The organism is Actinocorallia sp. A-T 12471 (assembly GCF_033875155.1).
In the GTDB taxonomy this organism is placed as follows: Bacteria; Actinomycetota; Actinomycetes; order Streptosporangiales; family Streptosporangiaceae; genus Actinocorallia.
This window is the reverse complement of the sequence record NZ_JAWZTE010000002.1, coordinates 88,167-108,170: the sequence shown is the minus strand read 5'-3', so window position 1 is coordinate 108,170 and position 20,004 is coordinate 88,167. Positions and strand designations below refer to the sequence as shown.

The 20,004-nt window shown below is 72.3% G+C and carries 16 protein-coding genes and 1 riboswitch; of the genes, 9 read left to right on the top strand and 7 right to left on the bottom strand.

The features are described from left to right. Positions 1-97 precede the first annotated feature (97 nt). The 3 genes from R9X44_RS05640 to R9X44_RS05630 all read left to right on the top strand — a co-directional run bounded on the left by R9X44_RS05640 (position 98) and on the right by R9X44_RS05630 (position 3,752). Positions 98-1,438: an amidase gene (locus R9X44_RS05640; RefSeq protein ID WP_319813576.1), complete on the top strand. Its 1,341-nt coding sequence runs from the start codon at positions 98-100 to the stop codon at positions 1,436-1,438. A 61-nt stretch (positions 1,439-1,499) separates the two neighbouring features. Continuing rightward, entirely contained in the window at positions 1,500-2,126 is a 627-nt protein-coding gene (locus tag R9X44_RS05635) for a pyridoxamine 5'-phosphate oxidase family protein (RefSeq protein WP_319812899.1), read from the top strand. 36 nt (positions 2,127-2,162) lie between these two features. After that, positions 2,163-3,752: a DHA2 family efflux MFS transporter permease subunit gene (locus R9X44_RS05630; RefSeq protein WP_319812898.1), complete on the top strand. Its 1,590-nt coding sequence runs from the start codon at positions 2,163-2,165 to the stop codon at positions 3,750-3,752. 5 nt (positions 3,753-3,757) lie between these two features. Here the strand turns inward: R9X44_RS05630 and R9X44_RS05625 are convergent, their stop codons facing one another. Next, positions 3,758-4,822 carry an MBL fold metallo-hydrolase gene (locus R9X44_RS05625; RefSeq protein WP_319812897.1) on the bottom strand — a complete coding sequence of 355 codons (1,065 nt, stop codon included), beginning with the start codon at positions 4,820-4,822 and terminating at the stop codon, positions 3,758-3,760. Between the two features lie 55 nt (positions 4,823-4,877). Next, on the bottom strand, positions 4,878-8,471 hold the full coding sequence (gene cobN, locus R9X44_RS05620) for a cobaltochelatase subunit CobN (RefSeq protein ID WP_319812896.1): 3,594 nt from the start codon (positions 8,469-8,471) through the stop codon (positions 4,878-4,880). Positions 8,472-8,505: 34 nt separating this feature from the next. Beyond that, a riboswitch (cobalamin riboswitch) is annotated at positions 8,506-8,635 on the bottom strand. Positions 8,636-8,668: 33 nt separating this feature from the next. Between cobN and R9X44_RS05615 the strand changes: the two genes are divergently transcribed. The 3 genes from R9X44_RS05615 to R9X44_RS05605 are packed head-to-tail and all read left to right on the top strand — an operon-like array spanning position 8,669 to position 12,708. Then, complete coding sequence (locus R9X44_RS05615; RefSeq protein WP_319812895.1) at positions 8,669-10,573, top strand: hypothetical protein; 1,905 nt, start codon at positions 8,669-8,671, stop codon at positions 10,571-10,573. Further along, positions 10,574-11,194 carry a precorrin-8X methylmutase gene (locus R9X44_RS05610; protein WP_413774911.1) on the top strand — a complete coding sequence of 207 codons (621 nt, stop codon included), beginning with the start codon at positions 10,574-10,576 and terminating at the stop codon, positions 11,192-11,194. Beyond that, positions 11,194-12,708 (top strand): precorrin-2 C(20)-methyltransferase, encoded by a 1,515-nt coding sequence (locus R9X44_RS05605; RefSeq protein WP_319812893.1) that lies wholly within the window; start codon positions 11,194-11,196, stop codon positions 12,706-12,708. The genes R9X44_RS05610 and R9X44_RS05605 overlap by 1 nt, the downstream gene beginning before the upstream one ends. A 7-nt stretch (positions 12,709-12,715) precedes the next feature. On the opposite strand, the gene R9X44_RS05600 is transcribed toward R9X44_RS05605, so the two are convergent. The 3 genes from R9X44_RS05600 to R9X44_RS05590 all read right to left on the bottom strand — a co-directional run bounded on the left by R9X44_RS05600 (position 12,716) and on the right by R9X44_RS05590 (position 14,709). Beyond that, a complete protein-coding gene (locus tag R9X44_RS05600; protein ID WP_319812892.1) occupies positions 12,716-13,453 on the bottom strand; it encodes a cobalt-precorrin-6A reductase in 738 nt (245 codons plus the stop codon). A 90-nt stretch (positions 13,454-13,543) separates the two neighbouring features. Next, positions 13,544-14,287 (bottom strand): precorrin-4 C(11)-methyltransferase, encoded by a 744-nt coding sequence (gene cobM / locus R9X44_RS05595; RefSeq protein WP_319812891.1) that lies wholly within the window; start codon positions 14,285-14,287, stop codon positions 13,544-13,546. After that, entirely contained in the window at positions 14,284-14,709 is a 426-nt protein-coding gene (locus tag R9X44_RS05590) for a pyridoxamine 5'-phosphate oxidase family protein (RefSeq protein ID WP_413774910.1), read from the bottom strand. Before R9X44_RS05590 ends, cobM begins: the two co-directional genes overlap by 4 nt. Positions 14,710-14,948: 239 nt before the next feature. Between R9X44_RS05590 and R9X44_RS05585 the strand changes: the two genes are divergently transcribed. Beyond that, complete coding sequence (locus R9X44_RS05585) at positions 14,949-15,422, top strand: hypothetical protein (RefSeq protein WP_319812890.1); 474 nt, start codon at positions 14,949-14,951, stop codon at positions 15,420-15,422. A 42-nt stretch (positions 15,423-15,464) separates the two neighbouring features. Here R9X44_RS05585 and def read toward each other — a convergent pair whose 3' ends face one another. Beyond that, positions 15,465-15,992: a peptide deformylase gene (def, locus tag R9X44_RS05580; RefSeq protein ID WP_319812889.1), complete on the bottom strand. Its 528-nt coding sequence runs from the start codon at positions 15,990-15,992 to the stop codon at positions 15,465-15,467. A 190-nt stretch (positions 15,993-16,182) separates the two neighbouring features. Here def and R9X44_RS05575 point away from each other — a divergent pair, with 190 nt between their 5' ends. Next, positions 16,183-17,658 carry a penicillin-binding transpeptidase domain-containing protein gene (locus R9X44_RS05575; protein WP_319812888.1) on the top strand — a complete coding sequence of 492 codons (1,476 nt, stop codon included), beginning with the start codon at positions 16,183-16,185 and terminating at the stop codon, positions 17,656-17,658. Between the two features lie 629 nt (positions 17,659-18,287). Here R9X44_RS05575 and R9X44_RS05570 read toward each other — a convergent pair. Further along, positions 18,288-19,148, bottom strand: a complete 861-nt coding sequence (locus R9X44_RS05570; RefSeq protein WP_319812887.1) for an SDR family NAD(P)-dependent oxidoreductase — start codon at positions 19,146-19,148, stop codon at positions 18,288-18,290. A 118-nt stretch (positions 19,149-19,266) separates the two neighbouring features. Between R9X44_RS05570 and R9X44_RS05565 the strand changes: the two genes are divergently transcribed. Next, positions 19,267-19,791, top strand: coding sequence for a DoxX family protein (locus R9X44_RS05565; RefSeq protein WP_319812886.1), 525 nt, complete (start codon positions 19,267-19,269; stop codon positions 19,789-19,791). Positions 19,792-20,004 lie beyond the last annotated feature (213 nt).

Below are 20,004 nucleotides of genomic sequence, written 5' to 3'. Positions count from 1 at the left end.
CCGAACCGTCACAGCCTGCCCCGTAACTGACATTGAGCCCCCGTCGGCATCGCACGTCGTTCTTGGGGCCCTTCGTGCTGTTCGCCTTGTGGGTCTGATGGTTGCGGGTTGGTGGGGGTTCCGTGGGGGGAACGGTGAATCATGTCCGGAGCAGGACGGGGAGAGGGGGGTGGGAGGTTCGGTGGAGGCTTCGGAGTATGTGGGGTTGAGCGGGGTGGAGATCGGGGGGCTTGTGCGGGGGAGGGTGGTGTCCAGGGAGGAGGTTGTTCGGGCGGCGTTGGAGGTTGTGGGGGAGAGGGATGCTGTGGTGCGGGCGTTTGTGGGGGTTCGTTCGGGGGTGGGGGGTGATGGGGCGTTGGCGGGGGTGCCGTTGGGGGTGAAGGGGAGTGAAGGGGTGGGGTCGGAGCAAGGGCGGCGGATGGTGGCGGCGGGGTGTGCGGTGGTGGGGGAGACCGCGGTGCCTCGGGCGGGGACCGCGTGGCAGACGTGGGGGTGGACTCCGCGTGGGGTGACGCGGAATCCGTGGTGCCTTGAGGTGACGCCGGGCGGGTCGTCGGCGGGGTCGGCGGCGGCCGTCGCGGCGGGGATGGTGCCGCTCGCGACGGGGAGCGACGGTGCCGGGTCCGTCAGGATTCCTGCGGCATGGTGTGGGATCGTCGGGTTGAAGCTCACGAACGGGAGGCTTCCCGCGCGGGATCGGGCCGGGCTCAACACGCCGGGGCCGCTCGCCCGTACCGTCGCGGACGCGGCGGCCGCCTATGACGCGCTCAGCGGGGCCCGTACCCTCCTCGACGCCTTCCCGGTCTCCCTGCGCGGCGCATGGTCGGCGACCCTCGGCTTCGCCGAGGTGGACCCCGAGGTCGCCGAGATCGCCCGCACCGCCGCAGAGGCGCTACAGGGCCCCCTGAGCCTCGACGCCACATCACTACGCCTAAACGACCCGGCCGAGACCTGGACGTCCCTACGAGCCGCCCCGATCCCGCCATCCCTCACATCGGGCGTCCCGATCCCGTCGCCCTCCACGCGCGGCGAACCGGACGCGGCATCCCCCACACGAGACGGGTCCGCCACGTCCGGCGGCCCGTCGGCGGCCTCCCGAGCCCTGAACGACGACGCGCTCGCCGCCTTCTTCGCGCATACGGATCTCCTGTTCACGCCGACGGCCCCGTATCCGCCGCACGGTCACGAGGGGCCGGGTGAGCGGATGAATGTGGCTCTGACCTGGGCGTTCAATCTGAGCGGGCATCCGGCGATCTCCGTCCCGGCGGGCTTCACGCGGGAAGGGCTGCCGGTCGGGTTGCAGATCGTCGCGCGGCACGGGGAGGAGGAGGCCCTGTTGCGGGTCGCCGCCGAGCTGGAGCGCAGAAGGCCGTGGCCGCGCTGGACGCCCACAATGCCACCCAGGGACGAATCCCCTGTGAAGCGACAAAACGGATGATCGGTTACGCCGTATCTGTAAGATCGGTCTCACGCACCGGCGGAAAACAGGGGGAAGCAGCGTGCACGACGGGGTGGAGTTCGTCGCGGATCTCGAGGCGTTGGCGGGTCTGCTCGGCGAGCCGCACGACTCGGTCATCCGCAAGGTGCAGCCCCGCCTTGAGGAGCACGCGCGCGCCTGGATAGCCGCCTCGCCCTTCTGCCTCCTTGCCACCTCCGACGGCGAGGGCAACGCCGACCTGTCCCCCCGCGGCGACCCCGCGGGTTTTGTGAAGGTCCTGGACGACGGGACCATCGTGGTCCCCGAACGCCCCGGCAACAAACGGCACGACACGTTGCGCAACATCATCATGCACCCGTCGGTCGGCCTGCTCTTCCTGATCCCCGGACGCGAGGAGACCCTGCGCGTCAACGGCCGGGCCAGGGTCGTCGCACGGGCCCCCTTCATGGCCGACCTGGCAGTCGACGGCAAGGCCCCGAAGGCCGCGATCCTCGTCGAGATAGACGAGGTCTTCTTCCACTGCGCCAAGGCTTTCCGCAGGTCGGGCCTGTGGCGGCAGGAGGGGTGGCCGGAGGCCGACGTGGTCCCGTCGCTCGGCGCGATGATGCGCGACATCCTCGCCATCCCCGCCCCCGCGCAGGTCATCGACGCCGACCTCGAGGCCGGTTACCGCGCCACCCTCTACTGATCGCGGGAGCCGGACGAGGGGCGTATCGTCTCCGCCGTGACCTCGCTGCTCGGCCGCTGGCGCGGCAACCCCTGGGCGATCCTGCTGACGCTGTCGCTCGGGTTCTTCATGACGCTCCTCGACCTGACGATCGTCAACATCGCGATCCCGGACATGCTCGCGCACCTTGACGCTTCGTTCGACGAGGTCCTGTGGGTGGTGAACGGGTACGTCCTGATCCTCGCGGTGCTGCTGATCACCTGCGGCCGCCTCGGCGACCTGCGCGGGCAGCGTCCGATGTTCGTGCTCGGCGTCGCGGTGTTCACGATCGCGTCGTTCCTGTGCGGGGTCTCGCAGGAAGCGTGGCAGCTGATCGCCGCCCGCGTCGTGCAGGGCCTCGGCGCGGCGATGCTCATGCCGCAGACGATGGCGCTGATCATCGCGACGTTCCCCGCGGATCGGCGCGGTGCGGCGATGGGCATCTGGGGTTCGGTCGCGGGCCTCGCGACGATCGCCGGCCCGACCGTCGGCGGCCTGCTGGTGACGGCGCTCGACTGGCGGTGGATCTTCTTCGTCAACGTGCCGATCGGCGTGCTGGTGCTCGTCCTCGCGTTCGCGGTGATTCCGGACGTGCGGCACTCCGCGCGCGTCCCGCTCGACTGGACGGGCGTCGCACTGGCGTCGGCGGGGCTGTTCTTCTTCGTTTTCGCGCTCACCGAGGGCCAGCGTTATGACTGGAATCAGTGGATTCTCGCCTCATTCGCGGCGGCGGCGGTCATCTTCGCGGTCTTCTTCACCCAGCAGCGCCGCAGGCAGGACAACGGGCCGTTGCTGCCGTTCTCGCTGCTGCGCAACCGGAACTTCACGGTCCTCGGCCTCGTCGGGGTGACGGTGTCGATCGGCATGATCGGGCTTTTCCTGCCCATGTCGATCTATCTCCAGTCAGTGCTGGAGTACTCGGCGATCAAGGCGGGGCTGGTGATGGCCCCATCGTCGGTGATGTCGATGATCATCGCCCCTTACGCCGGACGGCTGTCGGACAAACTGGGCGGCAAACGCATCCTCATCTTCGGCCTCGTCACCTACGCGATCGGGCTCGCCTGGCTCGTCGCGGTGATCGGCCCGCACAGCCACTGGACGGTGTTCCTCGCCCCCTTCATCGTCGCGGGGATCGGCGTCGGGTGCGTGTTCGCGCCGATGTCGACCGAGGCGATGCGCTCGGTCCCGCCCGCCGAGGCGGGGGCGGCCGCCGGCGTCAACAACACGCTGCGCCAGCTCGGCTCGGTGCTCGGCAACGCGACGGCGGGCGCGATCCTGCAGAACCGGATGGCCGTCGCGCTCGCCGACGGGGCGCGGAACGCCGCGTCCCAGGTGCCCGAGGCGAACCGTGACGAGTTCGTCAGCGGCTTCGCCGGCGCGGCGCGGGCGGGCCTCGAACTCGGCGTGGGCCAGCACTCGGGCCCGGCGGGCGCGCCGCCCGAGGTGCAGCGGCTCGCCGCCAGGGTCTTCGAGGACGCGTTCGTCACCGCCGTACGGCCGACGATGCTCTTCCCGGTCCTGATGGTGCTGGTCGGGGCCGCTGCCTGCCTGCTCGTCCGTGACGTCGCCGGGCTCGGCGCGCCCGCCCCGAGCGCGGAGAAGACCTAGGGCGGTCAGGCGAGCGGCTCCCACCACCCGTCGGGCTCGGACGGCGCGGACACGTCGATCCGCTCGCCGGGCCGGGGGATCGCCAGGCGCACCCCGTGCAGCTTCGCCTCGGCCTTGACGCGGTTCGGCGGGTCGTTCCACGCGTGCGGCGCGAGCACGAACGTGCCCCAGTGCACCGGGATCATCAGCTCGCCGCGCAGGTCGCGATGGGCGGTGACGCCCTCCTCGGGCGTCATGTGGATGTCGGCCCACGACGCGCTGTACGCGCCGACCTGGATGAGCGTGACGTCGAACGGCCCGTGCGTCTCGCCGATCTCGGCATACCCCTCGAAGTACCCCGAATCACCGCTGTAGAAGACCTTTTTTTCGGTGCCCGCCACCACGTAGGAGCACCACAGGGTCGGATTGCGCTTCAGCGCGCGGCCCGAGAAGTGGTGCGCGCCCGTGCAGGTGATCCGCAGGCCCGCGACGACGGCTGTCTCGTCCCAGTCGAGCTCGATGATCCGCGACACCGGCACCCCCCACCGCTCAAGGTGCGCGCCGACCCCCAGCGGCACGACAAAAGGGGCGTCCTGGGTGTGCAGGAGGTCCTTGACGCTCGCCGCGTCGAGATGGTCGTAGTGGTCGTGCGTGATCGCGATGACGTCGAGCCTGGGCAGGCCGGTGACCGCCACCGGCACCGGATGCACCCGCTTGGGGCCGACGCGCTGGCTCGGCGAGCAGCGCGCGGAGAACACCGGGTCGAACAGCACACGCCGCCCCTCGATGTCCACCAGCGACGTGCCGTGCCCCAGCCAGTGCACCGTCAGCGGCTCGGGATCGCCGAAGCGCGGCCGCATCACCGGGACCGGCGTGAGCGGCGACCGCTGCTCGCGCCGCGCGTAGTCGATCGCCGCCCGCATCGGCTCGGACGCGGGCGGCTCGTCGCGCACGTTGTGGAATCTGCCGTCGCGGTAGTGCGGCGAACGCAGCACGCGCGGGCCTGGCTTGAGCGCGCCGAGCGAGTGCGGCACGTCCCGGAAGACCAGGCCGACAAGCCCCACCGCCGCCGCCGCACCGAGCTTCTTCACCGTGACGCCTCCCCGGAGTTCGATCCGTCACCCGGAGACCTTAACCGGATTCCCGTCACTCCATGCCGGACTCGAGGTCACCCTCGGTGTCCAGGTAAGCCTGGCGTACCCCGGCGATGACCTCAGGGTCGGGCTCCGCCCACATTCCGCGCGACGCGGCCTCGAGCAGGCGTTCGGCCATGCCGTGCAGGGCCCAGGGGTTCGACTCGTTGAGGAAGGCGCGGTTCTCCGGGTCCAGAATGTACGTTCTGCCGAGCTGGTCGTACATCCAGTCGGCGACCACGCCGGTGGTGGCGTCGTATCCGAAGAGATAGTCGACTGTGGCCGCCAGTTCGAACGCGCCCTTGTACCCGTGCCTGCGCATCGCGGCCAGCCACCGCGGGTTGACGACCCGGGCACGGAAGATCCTTGACGTCTCCTCGGTGAGGGACCTTGTCCGGATCGCCTCCGGGCGGGTGCTGTCGCCGATGTACGCGGCCGGAGCACGTCCGGTGAGCGCGCGCACGGTGGCGACCATGCCTCCGTGGTACTGGAAGTAGTCGTCTGAGTCGGCGATGTCGTGCTCGCGGGTGTCGACGTTCTTCGCCGCCACGGCTATCCGGCGGTAAGCCGACTCCATGTCAGCGCGCGCGGGCAGGCCGTCGAGGTCGCGGCCGTAGGCGAAGCCGCCCCAGACCGCGTACACCTCGGCGAGGTCCCTTTCGTCACGCCAGTTGCGGCTGTCTATCAGCGGGAGAAGGCCCGCGCCGTAGGAGCCCGGCCGGGAGCCGAACACCCGGAGGGTCGCACGGCGGACGTCCCCGTGCTCGGCGAGGTCGCCGCGCACATGGGCGCGGACGTAGTTGGCCTCGTCCGGCTCGTCGAGGTCGGCGACGAGCCTTACCGCGTCGTCCAGCATCGCCACCACGTGCGGGAACGCGTCGCGGAAGAAGCCGGAGATACGGACCGTCACATCGACGCGGGGGCGTCCGAGCTCGTCCGACGGGATCGCCTCGAGGCCCGTGACGCGGCGGGAGGCGTCGTCCCAGACCGGGCGGACGCCCAGCAGCGCGATGACCTCGGCGACGTCGTCGCCGGCCGTGCGCATCGCGCTCGTCCCCCAGACCGACAGGCCGACGCTCGCGGGCCACCGCCCGTGCTCGGTCCGGTAGCGCTCAAGAAGCGAATCGGCCATCGCCTGGCCCGTCGCCCACGCGAGCCTGCTCGGGACTGCCTTGGGGTCGACCGAGTAGAAGTTCCGGCCCGTCGGCAGCACGTTCACCAGGCCGCGCAGCGGCGAGCCGGAAGGCCCGGCCGGGACATATCCGCCTTCCAGGGCGTGCAGGACGTGCGCCATCTCGTCGGTCGTGCGGGCGAGGCGAGGGACGACCTCGTCGGCGGCGAAGCGCAGCACCGCCGTCACCGCCTCGTCGTCGCGTCCCAGGACCTCGCGGACTGCCGCCGCGGGGTCGGCCCAGCCGCCGGCCTCAGCGGCCCGCACGAGCCGTCCGGCGAGCTCCTCGGCCGCGTCGGTCTCGGCACGGCCCGCCGAGCCGTCCTCGGCGAGCCCCAGCGCCTCGCGCAGGCCCGGCAGCGACTGCCTGCCCGCCCACATCTGACGGGCCCGCAGGATCGCCAGGACGAGGTTCACGTGCGCGTCGCCCTCGGGGACCTCGCCGAGCACGTGCAGGCCGTCGCGGATCTGCACGTCCTTGATCTCGCACAGCCAGCCGTCCACGTGCAGCAGGAAGTCGTCGAACTCCGCGTCGTGCGGCCGGTCGTCGAGGCCGAGGTCGTGGTCGAGCTTCGCCGCCTGGATGAGCGTCCAGATCTGGGCGCGGATCGCCGGGAGCTTCGCCGGGTCCATCGCGGCGATGCCCGCGTGCTCGTCAAGGAGCTGTTCGAGCCGGGCGATGTCGCCGTAGCCGTCCGCGCGCGCCATCGGCGGAACCAGGTGGTCTACCAGGACGGCGTGCGCGCGGCGCTTGGCCTGCGTGCCTTCGCCGGGGTCGTTGACGAGGAAGGGGTAGATGAGGGGCAGGTCGCCGAGGGCCGCGTCAGGACCGCAGTCGGCAGACAGGCCAGCGCCCTTGCCGGGCAGCCACTCGAGGTTGCCGTGCTTGCCGACATGGACGACCGCGTGCGCGCCGAACGACTCCTCGAGCCACCGGTACGCGGCGAGATAGTGGTGACTGGGCGGAAGGTCCGGGTCGTGGTAGATCGCGATGGGGTTCTCGCCGAAACCGCGCGGCGGCTGCACCATCACCACGACGTTGCCCGCCGTCAGGGCGGCGAGCACGATGTCGCCGTCATGGACGAACAGGCTGCCCGGGGCCTCGCCCCAGTGCTCCACCATCGACGCGCGCAGGTCGTCGGGCAGCGTGTCGAAGAACGCGCGGTAGTCCGCGCCGGAGATGCGCACCGGGTTGGCGGCCAGGGCCTCCTCGGTCAGCCAGTTCTCGTCCTGGCCGCCCGCCGCGATGAGCGCGTGCATCAGGGCGTCGCCGTCCTGCGCGGCCGCTCCGGGCAGGTCGCCGACGTCGTACCCGCGCTCGCCGAGCGCGCGCAGGAGGCGGACCACGCTGCGCGGCGTGTCGAGGCCGACGGCGTTGCCGATGCGCGAGTGCTTCGTCGGGTAGGCCGACAGCATCAGCGCCACCCGCTTGTCGGCCGCGTCCACGTGCCGCAGGAGCGCGTGCCGGTAGGCGATCCCCGCGACGCGCGAGGCCCGCTCGGCGTCGGCGACGTAGACGGTCAGGCCGTCCTCGTCGATCTCCTTGAACGAGAACGGGACGGTGATGATGCGGCCGTCGAACTCGGGGATCGCCACCTGGGAGGCGGCGTCGAGCGGGGACAGGCCGTCGTCGTTGGCCGCCCACTCGGCGCGGCTGCTGGTCAGGCACAGGCCCTGCAGGATCGGGACGTCGAGGGCGGCGAGCGCGCCCACGTCCCACAGCTCGTCGTCGCCGCCCGCCGAGACCGCCCCCGGACGGGTGCCTCCGGCGGCCAGGACCGTCACCACAAGGGCGTCGGCGGTACCGAGGACGTCAAGGAGGTCGGCGGGGGCCGAGCGCAGGGAGGCGCAGTAGACGGGGAGCGGCCTTGCGCCCTTGTCCTCCAACGCCTCGCACAGGGCCTCGATGAAGGCGGTGTTCCCCGCCGTGTGGTGGGCCCGGTAGTACAGGACCGCTACCGTCGGGCCGTCTACGTCGCGCGCTGCGCGGTCGAGGGTTCCCCACACAGGGGTTTCCTGCGGGGCCTCGAAGCCGAAACCCGTCAGCAGGACGGTGTCAGACAGGAACTTGTACAGCTCGCCGAGGTTGGCCGCGCCGCCGTGCGCGAGGTACGCGTGCGCCTGCGCGGCGACACCCGACGGGACCGTGGACAGCTCCATCAACTCCGCGTCCGGAGCCTGCTCCCCGCCGAGGACGACGACCGGGACCTTCCCGGCGAGCAGGGCGTCGAGCCCTTCCTCCCAGGCCCTCCGGCCGCCCAGCAGCCGGACCACGACGAGCGAAGCGCCGTCGGTGAGGGCGGGGAGCTCGGCGGCGGTGAGACGGGCCGGGTTGCCGAGCCGGTAGGCCGCGCCGCAAGCGCGCGCGCTGAGCAGGTCGGTGTCGGACGTCGAAAGCAGCACGACAGTGCCGCCCTCAAAAACTGGCTCGCCCATGGCGACGGTCCTCCCTCGGGGTCCGCGCCCCGGTCGATGGTCGGGCGACGGGCGGGAGTGTCTGGCTTTCGGGCGGCCGTGGCCTCCGATCACAGTTGCGGGACAGCACCGGGCTCACACCGGATTTCCTCGCACGACTCGTCCCGCCCGACATTACCGGTTGCGGGCGGTTCGGCGGCAAGTGGCACCATGGCGACATGACCACCCCGCGTGAGCGTCCCGACGCCTGCCCCGGCGCGCTCCGTCCGCACACCGCCGCCGACGGCGCCCTGGCCCGCCTCAGGCTCCCCGGAGGCCGCGTCACGTCCGCCCAGCTCACCGCGCTGGCCGCCGCCGCCCGCGCGTTCGGCACGGGCGAGCTGGAACTCACCTCACGCGCCAACATCCAGATCCGCGGCATCGACCCGGCCCGCCTCCCGGCCCTCACCGCCCACCTCACCGCCGCGGGCCTGCTCCCTTCCCCGACCCACGAACGCGTCCGCAACATCACCGCCTCCCCCCTCACCCCCCAGACAAAGCCCCCCAGCCTCACACCCCAGCACGAAGCCTCCCCCCTGACCACGCAGCGCGACCCCTCCCCCTTGGCGGCACAGCGGGAACCCACCGACCCAGCCACGCGGGAGGAGGCTTCCGTCCTGGCCGCGCAGTGTGGGGCCTCCGCCTTGGCGGCGCGGCGGGAGCCCGTCGGCCCGGCCACGCGGGGCGAGTCACCCGCCTCGGCCGCGCGGGGCGAGGCCCTGGGCTCGGCCGCGTGGGGGGAGGCCCTCGGCTTGGCCACGTGGGGGGAGGCCCCCGGCTCGGCCGCGCGGGGGGAGGCCCCCGCCTCGGCCACGTGGGGCGAGGCCCCCGGCTCGGCCACACGGGGCGAGTCACCCGCCTCGGCCGCGCGGGGCGAGGCCCCCGGCTCGGCCACACGGGGCGAGTCACCCGCCTCGGCCACGTGGGGGGAGACCCTCGGCTTGGCCGCGCGGGGCGAGGCCCCCGGCCCGGCCGTGCGGAGGGAGGCCCTGGGCTCGGCCGCGCGGTGGGAGGTCCTCGGCCCGGCTATTCGGGCGGAGGCCCTGGCCGCGCACGCCGCTGACCTGGACGGGCGCGGTCTTTCCGGCGAGGCCCCCGGAGCAGCCGCGCATGCCTCTGACGCGGGAGTGCGCGGTGTTCCCGGTGCGGACGCGGGCGGAGCGGTCTCCGTCGCGGCCGAGTGCGCGGCCGGCCTCGCCGTGGGAGGAGAGGGGGACGGGTCGGGGCGGGTCGATATCGGGCCGCTTGTCAGCGCGCTGGACCGGGAGTTGTGCGCGCGGCCGGGGCTCGCGGCGCTGCCCGGAAGGTTCCTATTCGGGCTCGACGACGGGGGAGGCGACCGGCTTCCCCGCGCTGACGTGTCGGCGGTCGCACTCGACGCGTCAAGGTTCGCGCTGCGCCTAGCGGGCTCCGCCACGGGGCTGTGCGTGGCCGTCGCCGACGTCGTGCAAGCGCTGCTCGCCGCGGCGGAGTCCTTCCTCGCAGAGCGGGAGACGTTGGGCTCGTCGGCCTGGCGGCTCACCGAGCTGCCGGAAGCCGTGCCGGGCATTGTGCGCGCGCTGCGCGACCTGCCTTATGTGACCGACGCCTCTCCCGAAGACTCCGCGCGCAGCCGCGAGCCCAACGCGATCCCGTTGGGCTGCGTCCCCGGCGGCCTCGTGGTGGCCGGCGCTCCGCTCGGCCGCCTTACGGTCGAGCAGGCCGAGGTCCTTGCGACATGGGAGCAGATCGTCATAACGCCTTGGCGCAGCGTCGTCGTGACGGGCGGCCCCGAAACCGTCGAGGAACTGCGCAGATACGGCTTCATCCTCGACCCGCGTGACGCGCTCGCGGGGGTCACCGCGTGCACGGGACGTCCCGGCTGCGGCAAGGCCCTCGCCGACGTACGGGCCGACGCCCGGGCCGTCATGACCCCCGGCGCGGGAAGGGTCCACTGGTCCGGCTGCGAACGCCGCTGCGGCAGGCCGGAGGGCCCCGTCGTGGACGTCGTCGCGACGGCCGATGGCTACCGGGTGTCCGAAGGGCCGGTACTGTCCTCGCTCGTGACGGCGGGGGCCGCCGTCGGCGAAGCACGAGAGGGCTGAGTGATGGACTACATCCGCGACGGCGCGGAGATCTACCGGAGGTCGTTCGCGACGATCCGCGCCGAGGCACGCCTCACCGGGCTGCCCGACGACGTCGCCCGCGTCGTCGTGCGCATGATCCACACCTGCGGCATGACCGACCTCGTCGCCGACGTCGCCTGGTCGCCGGGCGCGGTCGCGTCGGGTCGGGCCGCCCTGCTCGGCGGCGCGCCGGTGCTGTGCGACGCCAAGATGGTCGCCTCGGGCATCACCCGCCGCAGGCTGCCCGCCGACAACAAGATCATCTGCACCCTCGACGACCCCGGCGTCCCCGAGCTCGCCGCGCGCTTGGCGACCACCCGTAGCGCCGCCGCACTCGACCTGTGGGGCGACCGCCTCGAAGGCGCGGTCGTGGCCATCGGCAACGCGCCCACCGCGCTGTTCCGGCTTCTCGAACTCGTCGCGGAGGGCGCGGGACGGCCCGCCCTCGTCATCGGGGTGCCGGTCGGGTTCATCGGCGCTGCCGAGTCCAAACAGGCGCTCGCAGACAGCGACCTGCCTTACGTCGTCGTCCACGGAAGACGCGGCGGCAGCGCGATGGCCGTCGCCGCCGTCAACGCCATCGCCAGCGAGGAGGAGTGATGCGCACCGGCAAGCTCTACGGGGTGGGCCTCGGCCCTGGGGACCCCGAACTGGTGACGGTCAAGGCAGCGCGGCTGATCGGCGCCGCGGAGGTGATCGCGTATCACGCGGCCCGTCACGGACGCAGTATCGCCCGTTCCGTAGCGGCCCCCTACCTTCGGCAAGGACAGGTGGAGGAGTTGCTCCTCTACCCCGTCACGACCGAGACAACGGACCACCCGGGCGGGTACAGGGGGGCGTTGGAGGAGTTCTACGAGGAGTGCGCCGCAAGGCTGGCCGCCCACCTTGACGCAGGACGCGACGTTGTGGTCCTCGCCGAAGGAGACCCGCTCTTCTACGGCTCCTACATGCACCTGCACAAGAGGCTCGCGCACACCTACGAGGCCGAGGTCGTCCCCGGAGTGACCTCGGTGAGCGGCGCGTCGGCGGCCCTCGGAAGGCCCCTCGTGGAGGGCGAGGAGACCCTGACGGTCCTGCCCGGCACCCTTCCCGAGGACGCACTAGCCGGGCACCTGTCCAGCGCCGACGCCGTTGCCGTCCTCAAGCTCGGCCGTACGTTCCCCAAGGTCAGGGCCGCGTTGGAGCGCGCAGGGCGGCTGGACGAGGCATGGTACGTGGAACGCGCGACGACCGGGACCGAACGGATCGAGCGCCTCGCGGAGGTGGATCCGGCCTCGGCCCCGTACTTCTCCCTCGCGCTCCTGCCGAGCCCGATGAACGCGCACGTGCCCGTGCGTCAGGAACTCTCCCCGTCACGCCCGGCCAAGGGCGAGGGCGAAGTCGTCGTCGTCGGACTCGGTCCCGCAGGACGCCCATGGCTGACGCCAGAGGCGCAGGACGCCTTGGCCGCCGCAGACACCCTCGTCGGTTACGGGCCCTACCTTGACCGCGTCCCGCCGAACCCGAGGCAGCGCCGCTTCCCGACGGACAACCGCGTCGAGGCCGAACGCGCCGCCCACGCGCTGGAACTCGCCCTCGAGGGCGCGCGCGTGGCCGTGGTGTCCTCGGGTGACCCCGGCGTGTTCGCGATGGCCAGCGCGGTCCTCGAGGTCGCCGAGCAGGAGCGGTTCGCCGGCGTGCCCGTCCGGGTGCTGCCGGGGCTGACCGCCGCCCAGGCGGTCGCGGCACGCGTCGGCGCGCCGCTCGGCCACGACTTCTGCGTGATCTCGCTGTCGGACATCCTGAAGCCGTGGGAGGTCGTCGCCGACCGCCTCACCGCGGCGGCCCGCGCCGACCTCGTCGTCGCGCTCTACAACCCGGCGTCTAAAACGCGGCGCGAGCAGATCGAGAAGACCAAGGCGCTGTTCCTCGAGCACCGCGCGCCGACCACGCCCGTCATCCTCGGCCGTGACGTCGGCGGCTCGCGGGAGCGCCTTGTCGTCACCACCCTTGCCGACTTCGCTCCGCAGGAGGTGGACATGCGCACCCTTGTCATCATCGGGTCGTCCACCACCCGGGCCGTCGAACGGCAGGGCGTACCCGTCGTCTACACGCCGCGTCGCTACCCGGCCTGAGCGGAGGTCAGCTTTCGCGGACCCACGCGGCGGCCTCCTCCACGGTCGCCACAACGGGCACCCCTTCGGGCAGCGGAGGGCGGCGTACGAGAAGTACCGGCAAGGACAGCGTCCGCGCCGCAGCGAGCTTCGCCGACGTCATGGGCCCGCCGCTGTCCTTGGTGACCAGGACGTCGACGGCGTGCTCGCGCATCAGGGCGAGTTCCCCGTCGAGGGTGAAGGGCCCCCGGTCCAGGACGACGTGAAGGGCGCGCGGCAGGGGCGGCTCAGGAGGGTCGACCGACCTCGCGAGGAACCACAGGCCGTCGAGGCGGGCGAACGCGCCTATCGTCTGGCGGCCCGTGGTGAGGAAGACCCGGCGTCCGAGGCCGGGAAGGGTCCTCGCCGCCTCGGCGACGTCGGCCGCCCAGTGCCAGCGGTCGCCCTGCACGGGCTGCCATCCGGGTCTGCGCAGCACCAGCAACGGGACGCCCGTACGGGCGGTGGCCTGGGCGGCGGAGGCCGTCATCCCGGAGGCGAACGGGTGGGTGGCGTCCACAACGAGGTCGATGCCTTCGGCCTTCAGCCAGGCCGCAAGTCCTTCCGCGCCGCCGAAGCCGCCCGTCCTGACCTCGCCTACGGGCAGGGCCGGATGCGTCACCCTCCCGGCGAGGGAGGAGACCGTCCGCAGCCGGGGCACGGCGGAGAGCGCGTCCGCGAGCCGTCTTGCCTCGCCCGTCCCACCGAGCACGAGTACGGATCTCATGCGCCCCACCCAATCAGGCGAGGGCGTCGGGCGAACCACCGGAGCCCTCAGGCAGGGCGCGTCCACGTAAGCGCTCGGACGGTTACGCGCTCAGTGCCGCGAGCGCGCGGGCGAGTACAGGTGGCTGTCGGGGAAGTTCTCGGCGGCGAGCACCCTGCCGACGATGATCACCGCGGTCCGCTTGATCCCCGCCTCACGCACGAGCGAAGGCAAGTCCGCGAGACGACCGCGCAGGATGATCTCGTCACGCCGTGACGCGTATGCGACGACGGCGGACGGGCAGTCGTCCCCGTAGGACGGCAGCAGGTCCGCGACGACCTCGTCGATCCGCTGCACGGCGAGGTGCAGCACCATGGTCGAGCGGCTGCGCGCCAGCGAAGGCAGGTCCTCGCCTTCGGGCATCGGGGTGGCCCGTGCCGCCGTGCGCGTCAGCACCACGGTCTGGCCGACGCCGGGGACCGTCAGCTCACGCCGCAGCGACGCCGCGGCGGCGGCGAACGCAGGGACGCCGGGCACGACCTCGTAGGGGATCCCCGCGGCGTCGAGACGGCGCATCTGCTCGGCCATCGCGCTGAACACCGACGGGTCGCCGGAGTGCAGGCGCGCCACGTCGCGGCCCGCCTCGTGGGCGGCGGTCAGCTCGGCGAGGATCTGGTCGAGGTCGAGCTCGGCGGTGTCCACCTTGCGCGCCCCGGCCGGGCAGCCGTCCAGCAGCTCGGCGGGCACGAGCGCCCCCGCGTACAGGCAGACGGGGGCCGCGGCGATGATCCGTTGCGCGCGCACGGTGATCAGGTCGGGCGCGCCGGGCCCCGCCCCGATGAAGTACACCGTCACCTGACGGTGCCGATCACCCGGTCGATCGCGATCTCGATGACGACCCGGTTCGGGTTCACCCTCGGCTCCCGGTACCGCTCGGTGTACCTGCGCACGGCGTCGGCCACGGACTCGGGGTCGGTCAGCACCGACGCGGTGCCCTCCAGCGTCGTGTACCGGCCTTTGTCGACCTGGCAGACGACGGCGCGGGCGCCCGGCAGGGCGGCGTTCCTCGCCTTGCGTGATCCGCCGTCGCAGATGATCCGGGCGACGCCGGCGTCGGCGTCGAGCGTCACGCCGACCGGGACGACGTGCGGGGTGCCGTCCGGGCGCAGCGTCGTCAGGGTGCAGATGTGCCACTCCCGCCAGAACTCGACGGCCTCCGGACCGAACTCGACCACGCGCGCGACCCCCTGCGAATTGTGCTCTTTGTGAGCTTTCAAGGTTGATCTCCTGATGGTCCGCGCCAGGCGTGGACTCCGGGACACCCTAGCTTTCCTCGGCGTCCAGCCGCCTGGCGGCCTGCCCGTCACGCGGTCTCGGGGTCGCGACGAGTAGCGCGCTAGGTGAGCACGTTGGGTGTTTGGATCGCTGCGAAAAGTTATCCACAGAATCGGGTTCGGTCGGTTCTGGGGGTTGACAGGAGGCCAGGATGGTGCCAACGAGCTGAGGAGTGATCGGGATGAAGCGAGAAAAAGTCGAACTCGAACCGCGGGCCGTGCGACGTGCGCTCGCCCTGCTGCGGCCCGCCGAGCGTCCGCTGGGCCCGGGAGACGACGCGTACGCGGTCGGCCGGCTGCTGGCGACCGTCGAACAACTCGCCGGACCCGGCGGGATGTACCGGGACTGGGCGCGCTTCGACGCCGGGTACCGCTCCGCCGCGCCGCCGGGCCAGCACCCGACCATGGTGCTGAAACGCCTCATGCGCACCGTCCGCCAGCTCACCGAGATGAAGGGCGGCGTCGCGCGCGGCGCGGCGACCGGCGTCCTGGCCGCCACCGAGGTGCTGTTCGCCGAGATTCTGCTGGCCGACGACGAGGCGCCGATCGACGCGGCCCTGGAGCAGCTCGAGGAGGCCCACCGCCTGTTCCAGCAGACCCTGGAACGGGTCGAGGGCCTCACGCGGATGCTGCGCGAGACCCTCTCACCAGGCTGAAGAGCACGCGTCGCCGGGGCGGCCGCGCGCCTGGCGCGCGGCTCAGGAGGCCGTCTCGGCCTTGCGCGCCTCGTACTCCCGCAGCACCTGCTTGCGCGCCTTCGCGGGGATCCGGTCCACGTAGAGCTTGCCCTCAAGGTGGTCGGTCTCGTGCTGGAAGCAGCGCGCGAGCTGGCCCGTGCCGTGCAGCGAGATCGGGTTGCCGTCGAGGTCGAACCCGTGGCAGTGCACGTGGTCGACTCGCGCGACGTCGGCGTAGGGCCCGGGGACGGAAAGACAGCCCTCGGAGTCGTTGTCGAGCGTCCGGTTCCTGTCGGGGTACTCGATCGTCGGGTTCACCACGACGCCCTTGTGCTGCTCCCCGTGGTCGTCGGTGCAGTCGTAGACGAAGATCCGCAGGTCGACGCCGATCTGGTTGGCGGCGAGCCCGACCCCGTTGGCCGCGTACATGCTGGCGAACATGTCGTCGGCGAGCTCCCGCAGGGCGTCGTCGAACTCCGTCACCTCCTTCAGCGGCCGGTGCAGGACCGGGTCCCCGATGAGCGTGATCGGCCTTACGTTCCCCGACATTCCATCCCCTCCGTGGGCGTGTGCTGCGGCCATCGTAGGGCAGCGGTCCGGAAGGCCGGGAAGGCGACGGTTCAACGGGAGATTTCCAAGATCCCTGTCCGAAAGGGTGTTCTGTGTCCTAGATTGCCTGCGCTGAACTTCTCAGGGCCGGAGGTCGGGCGTGCGCTGGCTGGCGATCATTGTGGGAACCGTGCTTGTCGCGTCCGCGGGCGGCGGCCTCTACCTGCGCCTCAGGATCGAAGGAGACCCGAAGGAACTCGCGACGTCCTACTTCGCGTACTGGCAGGCAGGGGACTTCCACTCGATGCGCGAACTCGCGGCAGCCCCGCCCGCGGACTTCGTCGAGCAGCACCGGGCCTTCAGCAAGGCGCTCCGGGTCTCCTCGCTCCTGCTCAAGCCCGAGCCCGCCGTGCGGTCCGCCGAGAACGAGGCGAAGGCGGAGTTCACGGCGTCGCGCACCCTGCCTCCCGGCAAGTGGACCGTGCGCTCGACCCTGCGGATGAAGGTCGTGGACCGGCGCTGGCGCGTCATATGGAGCCCGGCGACCCTCGTCCCGGAACTCAAGAAGGGCGGCCTGCTGCAACTCCGGGAGATCCCCGGAGGCGGGGGAGGCGTGGCCACCTACGCGGGCGGCGGGGAGATCCCCGACACCGCGGGCGTCAGGCAGTATCTCGACGCGCTGACCGGGCAGTACGCCTCGGGAGAGGAGGAGTTGGGCTGGGGGGTCTTCCTCGACGGGCGGCCCGTCAAGATCTTCAGCGAGCCGACCGCCGCACGGCGTCCCACCACCCTGGACGAGGACCTCCAGGCCGCGGCCGACAAGGCGGTCGCCGCCGCGGCCTCGCCCGCGATCCTCGTCGCGCTGCGGCCGTCCACGGGTGAGATCGTCGCCCTCGCCGACACGGTGGGCTCCCTGGCGGCCAGCCAGATCACCTATCCGCCGGGCTCCACCTTCAAGATCGTCACCGCGGCGGCGCTCGTCACGTCGGGGCTGTCGGCGTCGTCGGGGGTGGCCTGCCCCGCCACGGTCCTGATCGGCGAGCGCACCATCCCCAACCACAATGGGCTCGCCCTCGGGTCGACCTCGCTGCGGACGGCGTTCGCGAAGTCCTGCAACACGACGTTCGCCGACCTCGGCGTGAACCGGGCAGGTGCCGCGGGCATGACGGCGGCCGCCGAGATGTTCGGCTTCAACCGGCCGTTCGCCATCAACGCGGTCCGCGCGAGCTTCCCCGAGCCCTCGGGCACCGCGGACCTCGCCGAGGCGAGCATCGGCCAGGGCAGGGTCATGGCCTCCCCGCTCGCGATGGCCGCGGTCGCCGCCGCCGTCGCGTCGGGCACCTGGCGCTCGCCCATCATGTTCCCCGCCGACGCCTACTGGAAGAACGGCGAGAAGGTCCCCGACCCCCGCAAACTCCCTGCCGACGTCCTAGCCCCCCTCCGCACCATGATGTCCGCCGTCGTCACCTCAGGCACCGCCGCCTCCGTAGCCCTCCCCTCGGGCACCCACGGCAAGACCGGCACCGCCGAAACCGCCTCCGGCGCACCCCACTCCTGGTTCATCGGCTACCGCGCCGACCTCGCCTTCGCCGCCCTCATCCCCCACGCCCCCACCCCCACCCCCAACCCCGCCCTCCCCCTTACCACCTCCTTCCTAACCCCCTAACCCACCCACCCCACCCCTCCTCCCACCTCACCCCACCTCCCACCCACGCTGCACCCCACCCCGCGTCCGCCCGCGCCGCGTCGCGCCCTGCGCCCGCATCACGCCCGCGTCGCGTTTCACGGCCGCGCCTCACGCCCGCCTCGTGCCAGCGCCGCGCCCTGCCTCGTGCCAGCGTCGCGCCGCGCCTCGCGTCCGCGTCGCGTCTGAGCCCCGCCTCGCTCCCCACGTGCGTCGCGCTCTGCGCCTCGCCTCGTAGCCCATCCCGCTCGCTTCCCACCGCGTGTCTTGCCTGCCCGCGCCCGCGCCCTGCCTCGCGCCGCGCCTCGCGCCCGTCTCAGTCTCGCCCCGTTTCGTGTCCGGCGCGTGGCTTGTGCCTCAGCCGTGTCTTGTCTGGTTCGCGTCGGTGGTGCTTGGTGCTTGGTGCTTGGTGCTTGGTGCTTGGTGCTTGGTGCTTGGGCTGGGTTGTGGCTGGGTTGTGCTGAGGGTGGGGGCTCGGTTTGTGAGTTTTTGAGCTTGTGTGCTTGGGGGGAATTTGGGCTGGTGGGTGGGCTTGCGCATCCCTCGTGTGAGGGAGGTGGGGGTGGGGGTTTGGGTTTTATGGTGTTGGGGGGTGACAGGGGAGTGGGGGGTTAGGGGGTGGGGGGTTGGGGGGTGGTGAAGGGGGCGGGTTCGGTGGTGGCGAGGGCTACTGCGTTGGGGATGGTGGGGGGGAGGGTGGTTTCCAGGAGGTGTTGGGCGAGGGTGCGGAGGGGGAGAAGGGGGGCCACCCAGCGGGGGGAGCAGATGGTGCGGGAGCGCCAGGCGATGCCGTGTTCCAGGGCGTCGATCGCGACGGGGAGGGGGGTGACGCCGGCAAGGACCGAGGTGGGGGTGCGCAGGAGGGAGGCGGCCTCGGTGCCGAAGCCGCGGCGCGTCATGTCGGTGTCGAGTTCGGCGAAGTAGGCGACGCCGACGCGCGCGCCGGTTGACGCGAGCTCGATGCGGAGGGTGTTGCCGAGGGCCTCGACGGCGGCCTTTGAGGCGCTGTACGCGCCGAGAAGGGGCGCGTGGACGGCGGCGGAGAGAGAGGAGACGAGCAGGGCATAGCCGCGCGGATGGGACAGGTGCGGGAGCGCCGCCTGGAGGGTGTGCACGGTGCCGAGGACGTTCACCTCGAGGGTCTTGGTGAGGATCTCGGGGTCGCCTTCGGCCACCGGCCACTGCCTGGCGATCCCGGCGTTGGCGACGACTACGTCGAGGCCGCCGAGCGGGCCCGCGAGGTCGGCGACGGCTTCGGCCAGATCGGCGCGCGCGGTGACGTCGACGGGCCGGAAGGGGGCGTCGCCGCAGTCCGCCGCGACCTCGGCGAGCAGCTCGGGTTCGAGCCCGGCGAGCACGACCCGGGCTCCGCGCTCGTGCAGGCGGCGGGCCAGGGCTGCGCCGATGCCGCGCGCCGCCCCGGTGATCAGCACCCGCCGTCCGCTCAGGGAGGGTGCGCGTCGCTGTCGCATGCGCGCGACGCTAACACCGGCCGGGGGGCGGTAGAAGGGCCCTTGTTCCTTTCGGCGTAATCTGGCTCACGTTCGCCCGCGCTGACCCATCCGTCTTCTCCCCCCCGAACGAGGTCACATGGAGAGCATCGACCTTGCGTCCGCGATCCTCAGGGCAACCCTGGGCATCGTCCTCATCGCGCACGGCTGGAACCACGCCTTCGGCGGCGGCAAGCTGCCCGGCACCGCAGGCTGGTTCGCGTCGATCGGCCTGCGTCCCGGCATGCTGCACGCGCTCGCCGCGACGGGCACCGAACTCGGCGCCGGCGTCCTGCTGCTGCTCGGGCTGCTGACGCCGCTCGCCGCGGCCGGAGCCGTCGGCACGATGGCCGTCGCGCTGGTCACCGCGCACCTGCGCAACGGCTTTTTCATCTTCCGGCCCGGCCAGGGCTACGAGTACGTGCTCGTGCTGATCCTCACCGCGTGCGCCCTCGGCGTGCTCGGCGGCGGCGCGTACTCCCTCGACGCCGTCATCGGCATCGAGGACGGCCTGTCCGGCCTCACCGGCCTTGCCGTCACGGCGGGCGCGGGCGTGCTCGGCGCGGCAGCCCTCCTCGCCGTCTTCTGGCGTCCCAACCGCCCGGCCGACACCCCGGCCGAGTGACCCCCGGGCGGGCGGCCCACCCCGCCGCCCGCCCCACCCCGCCGCCCTATCCCGTAGCCTGCCGGGACTGCGGACTCCAAGGCCCACGGTCCCCTAGCCCGCCGGGACGCGGACTTTAAGGCCACGATCCCTCCGTCCGCCGGGACTGCGGACTCCAAGGCCCACGATCCCGTAGCCCGCCGGGACCGCGGACTCCAAAGCCCACGATCCCGG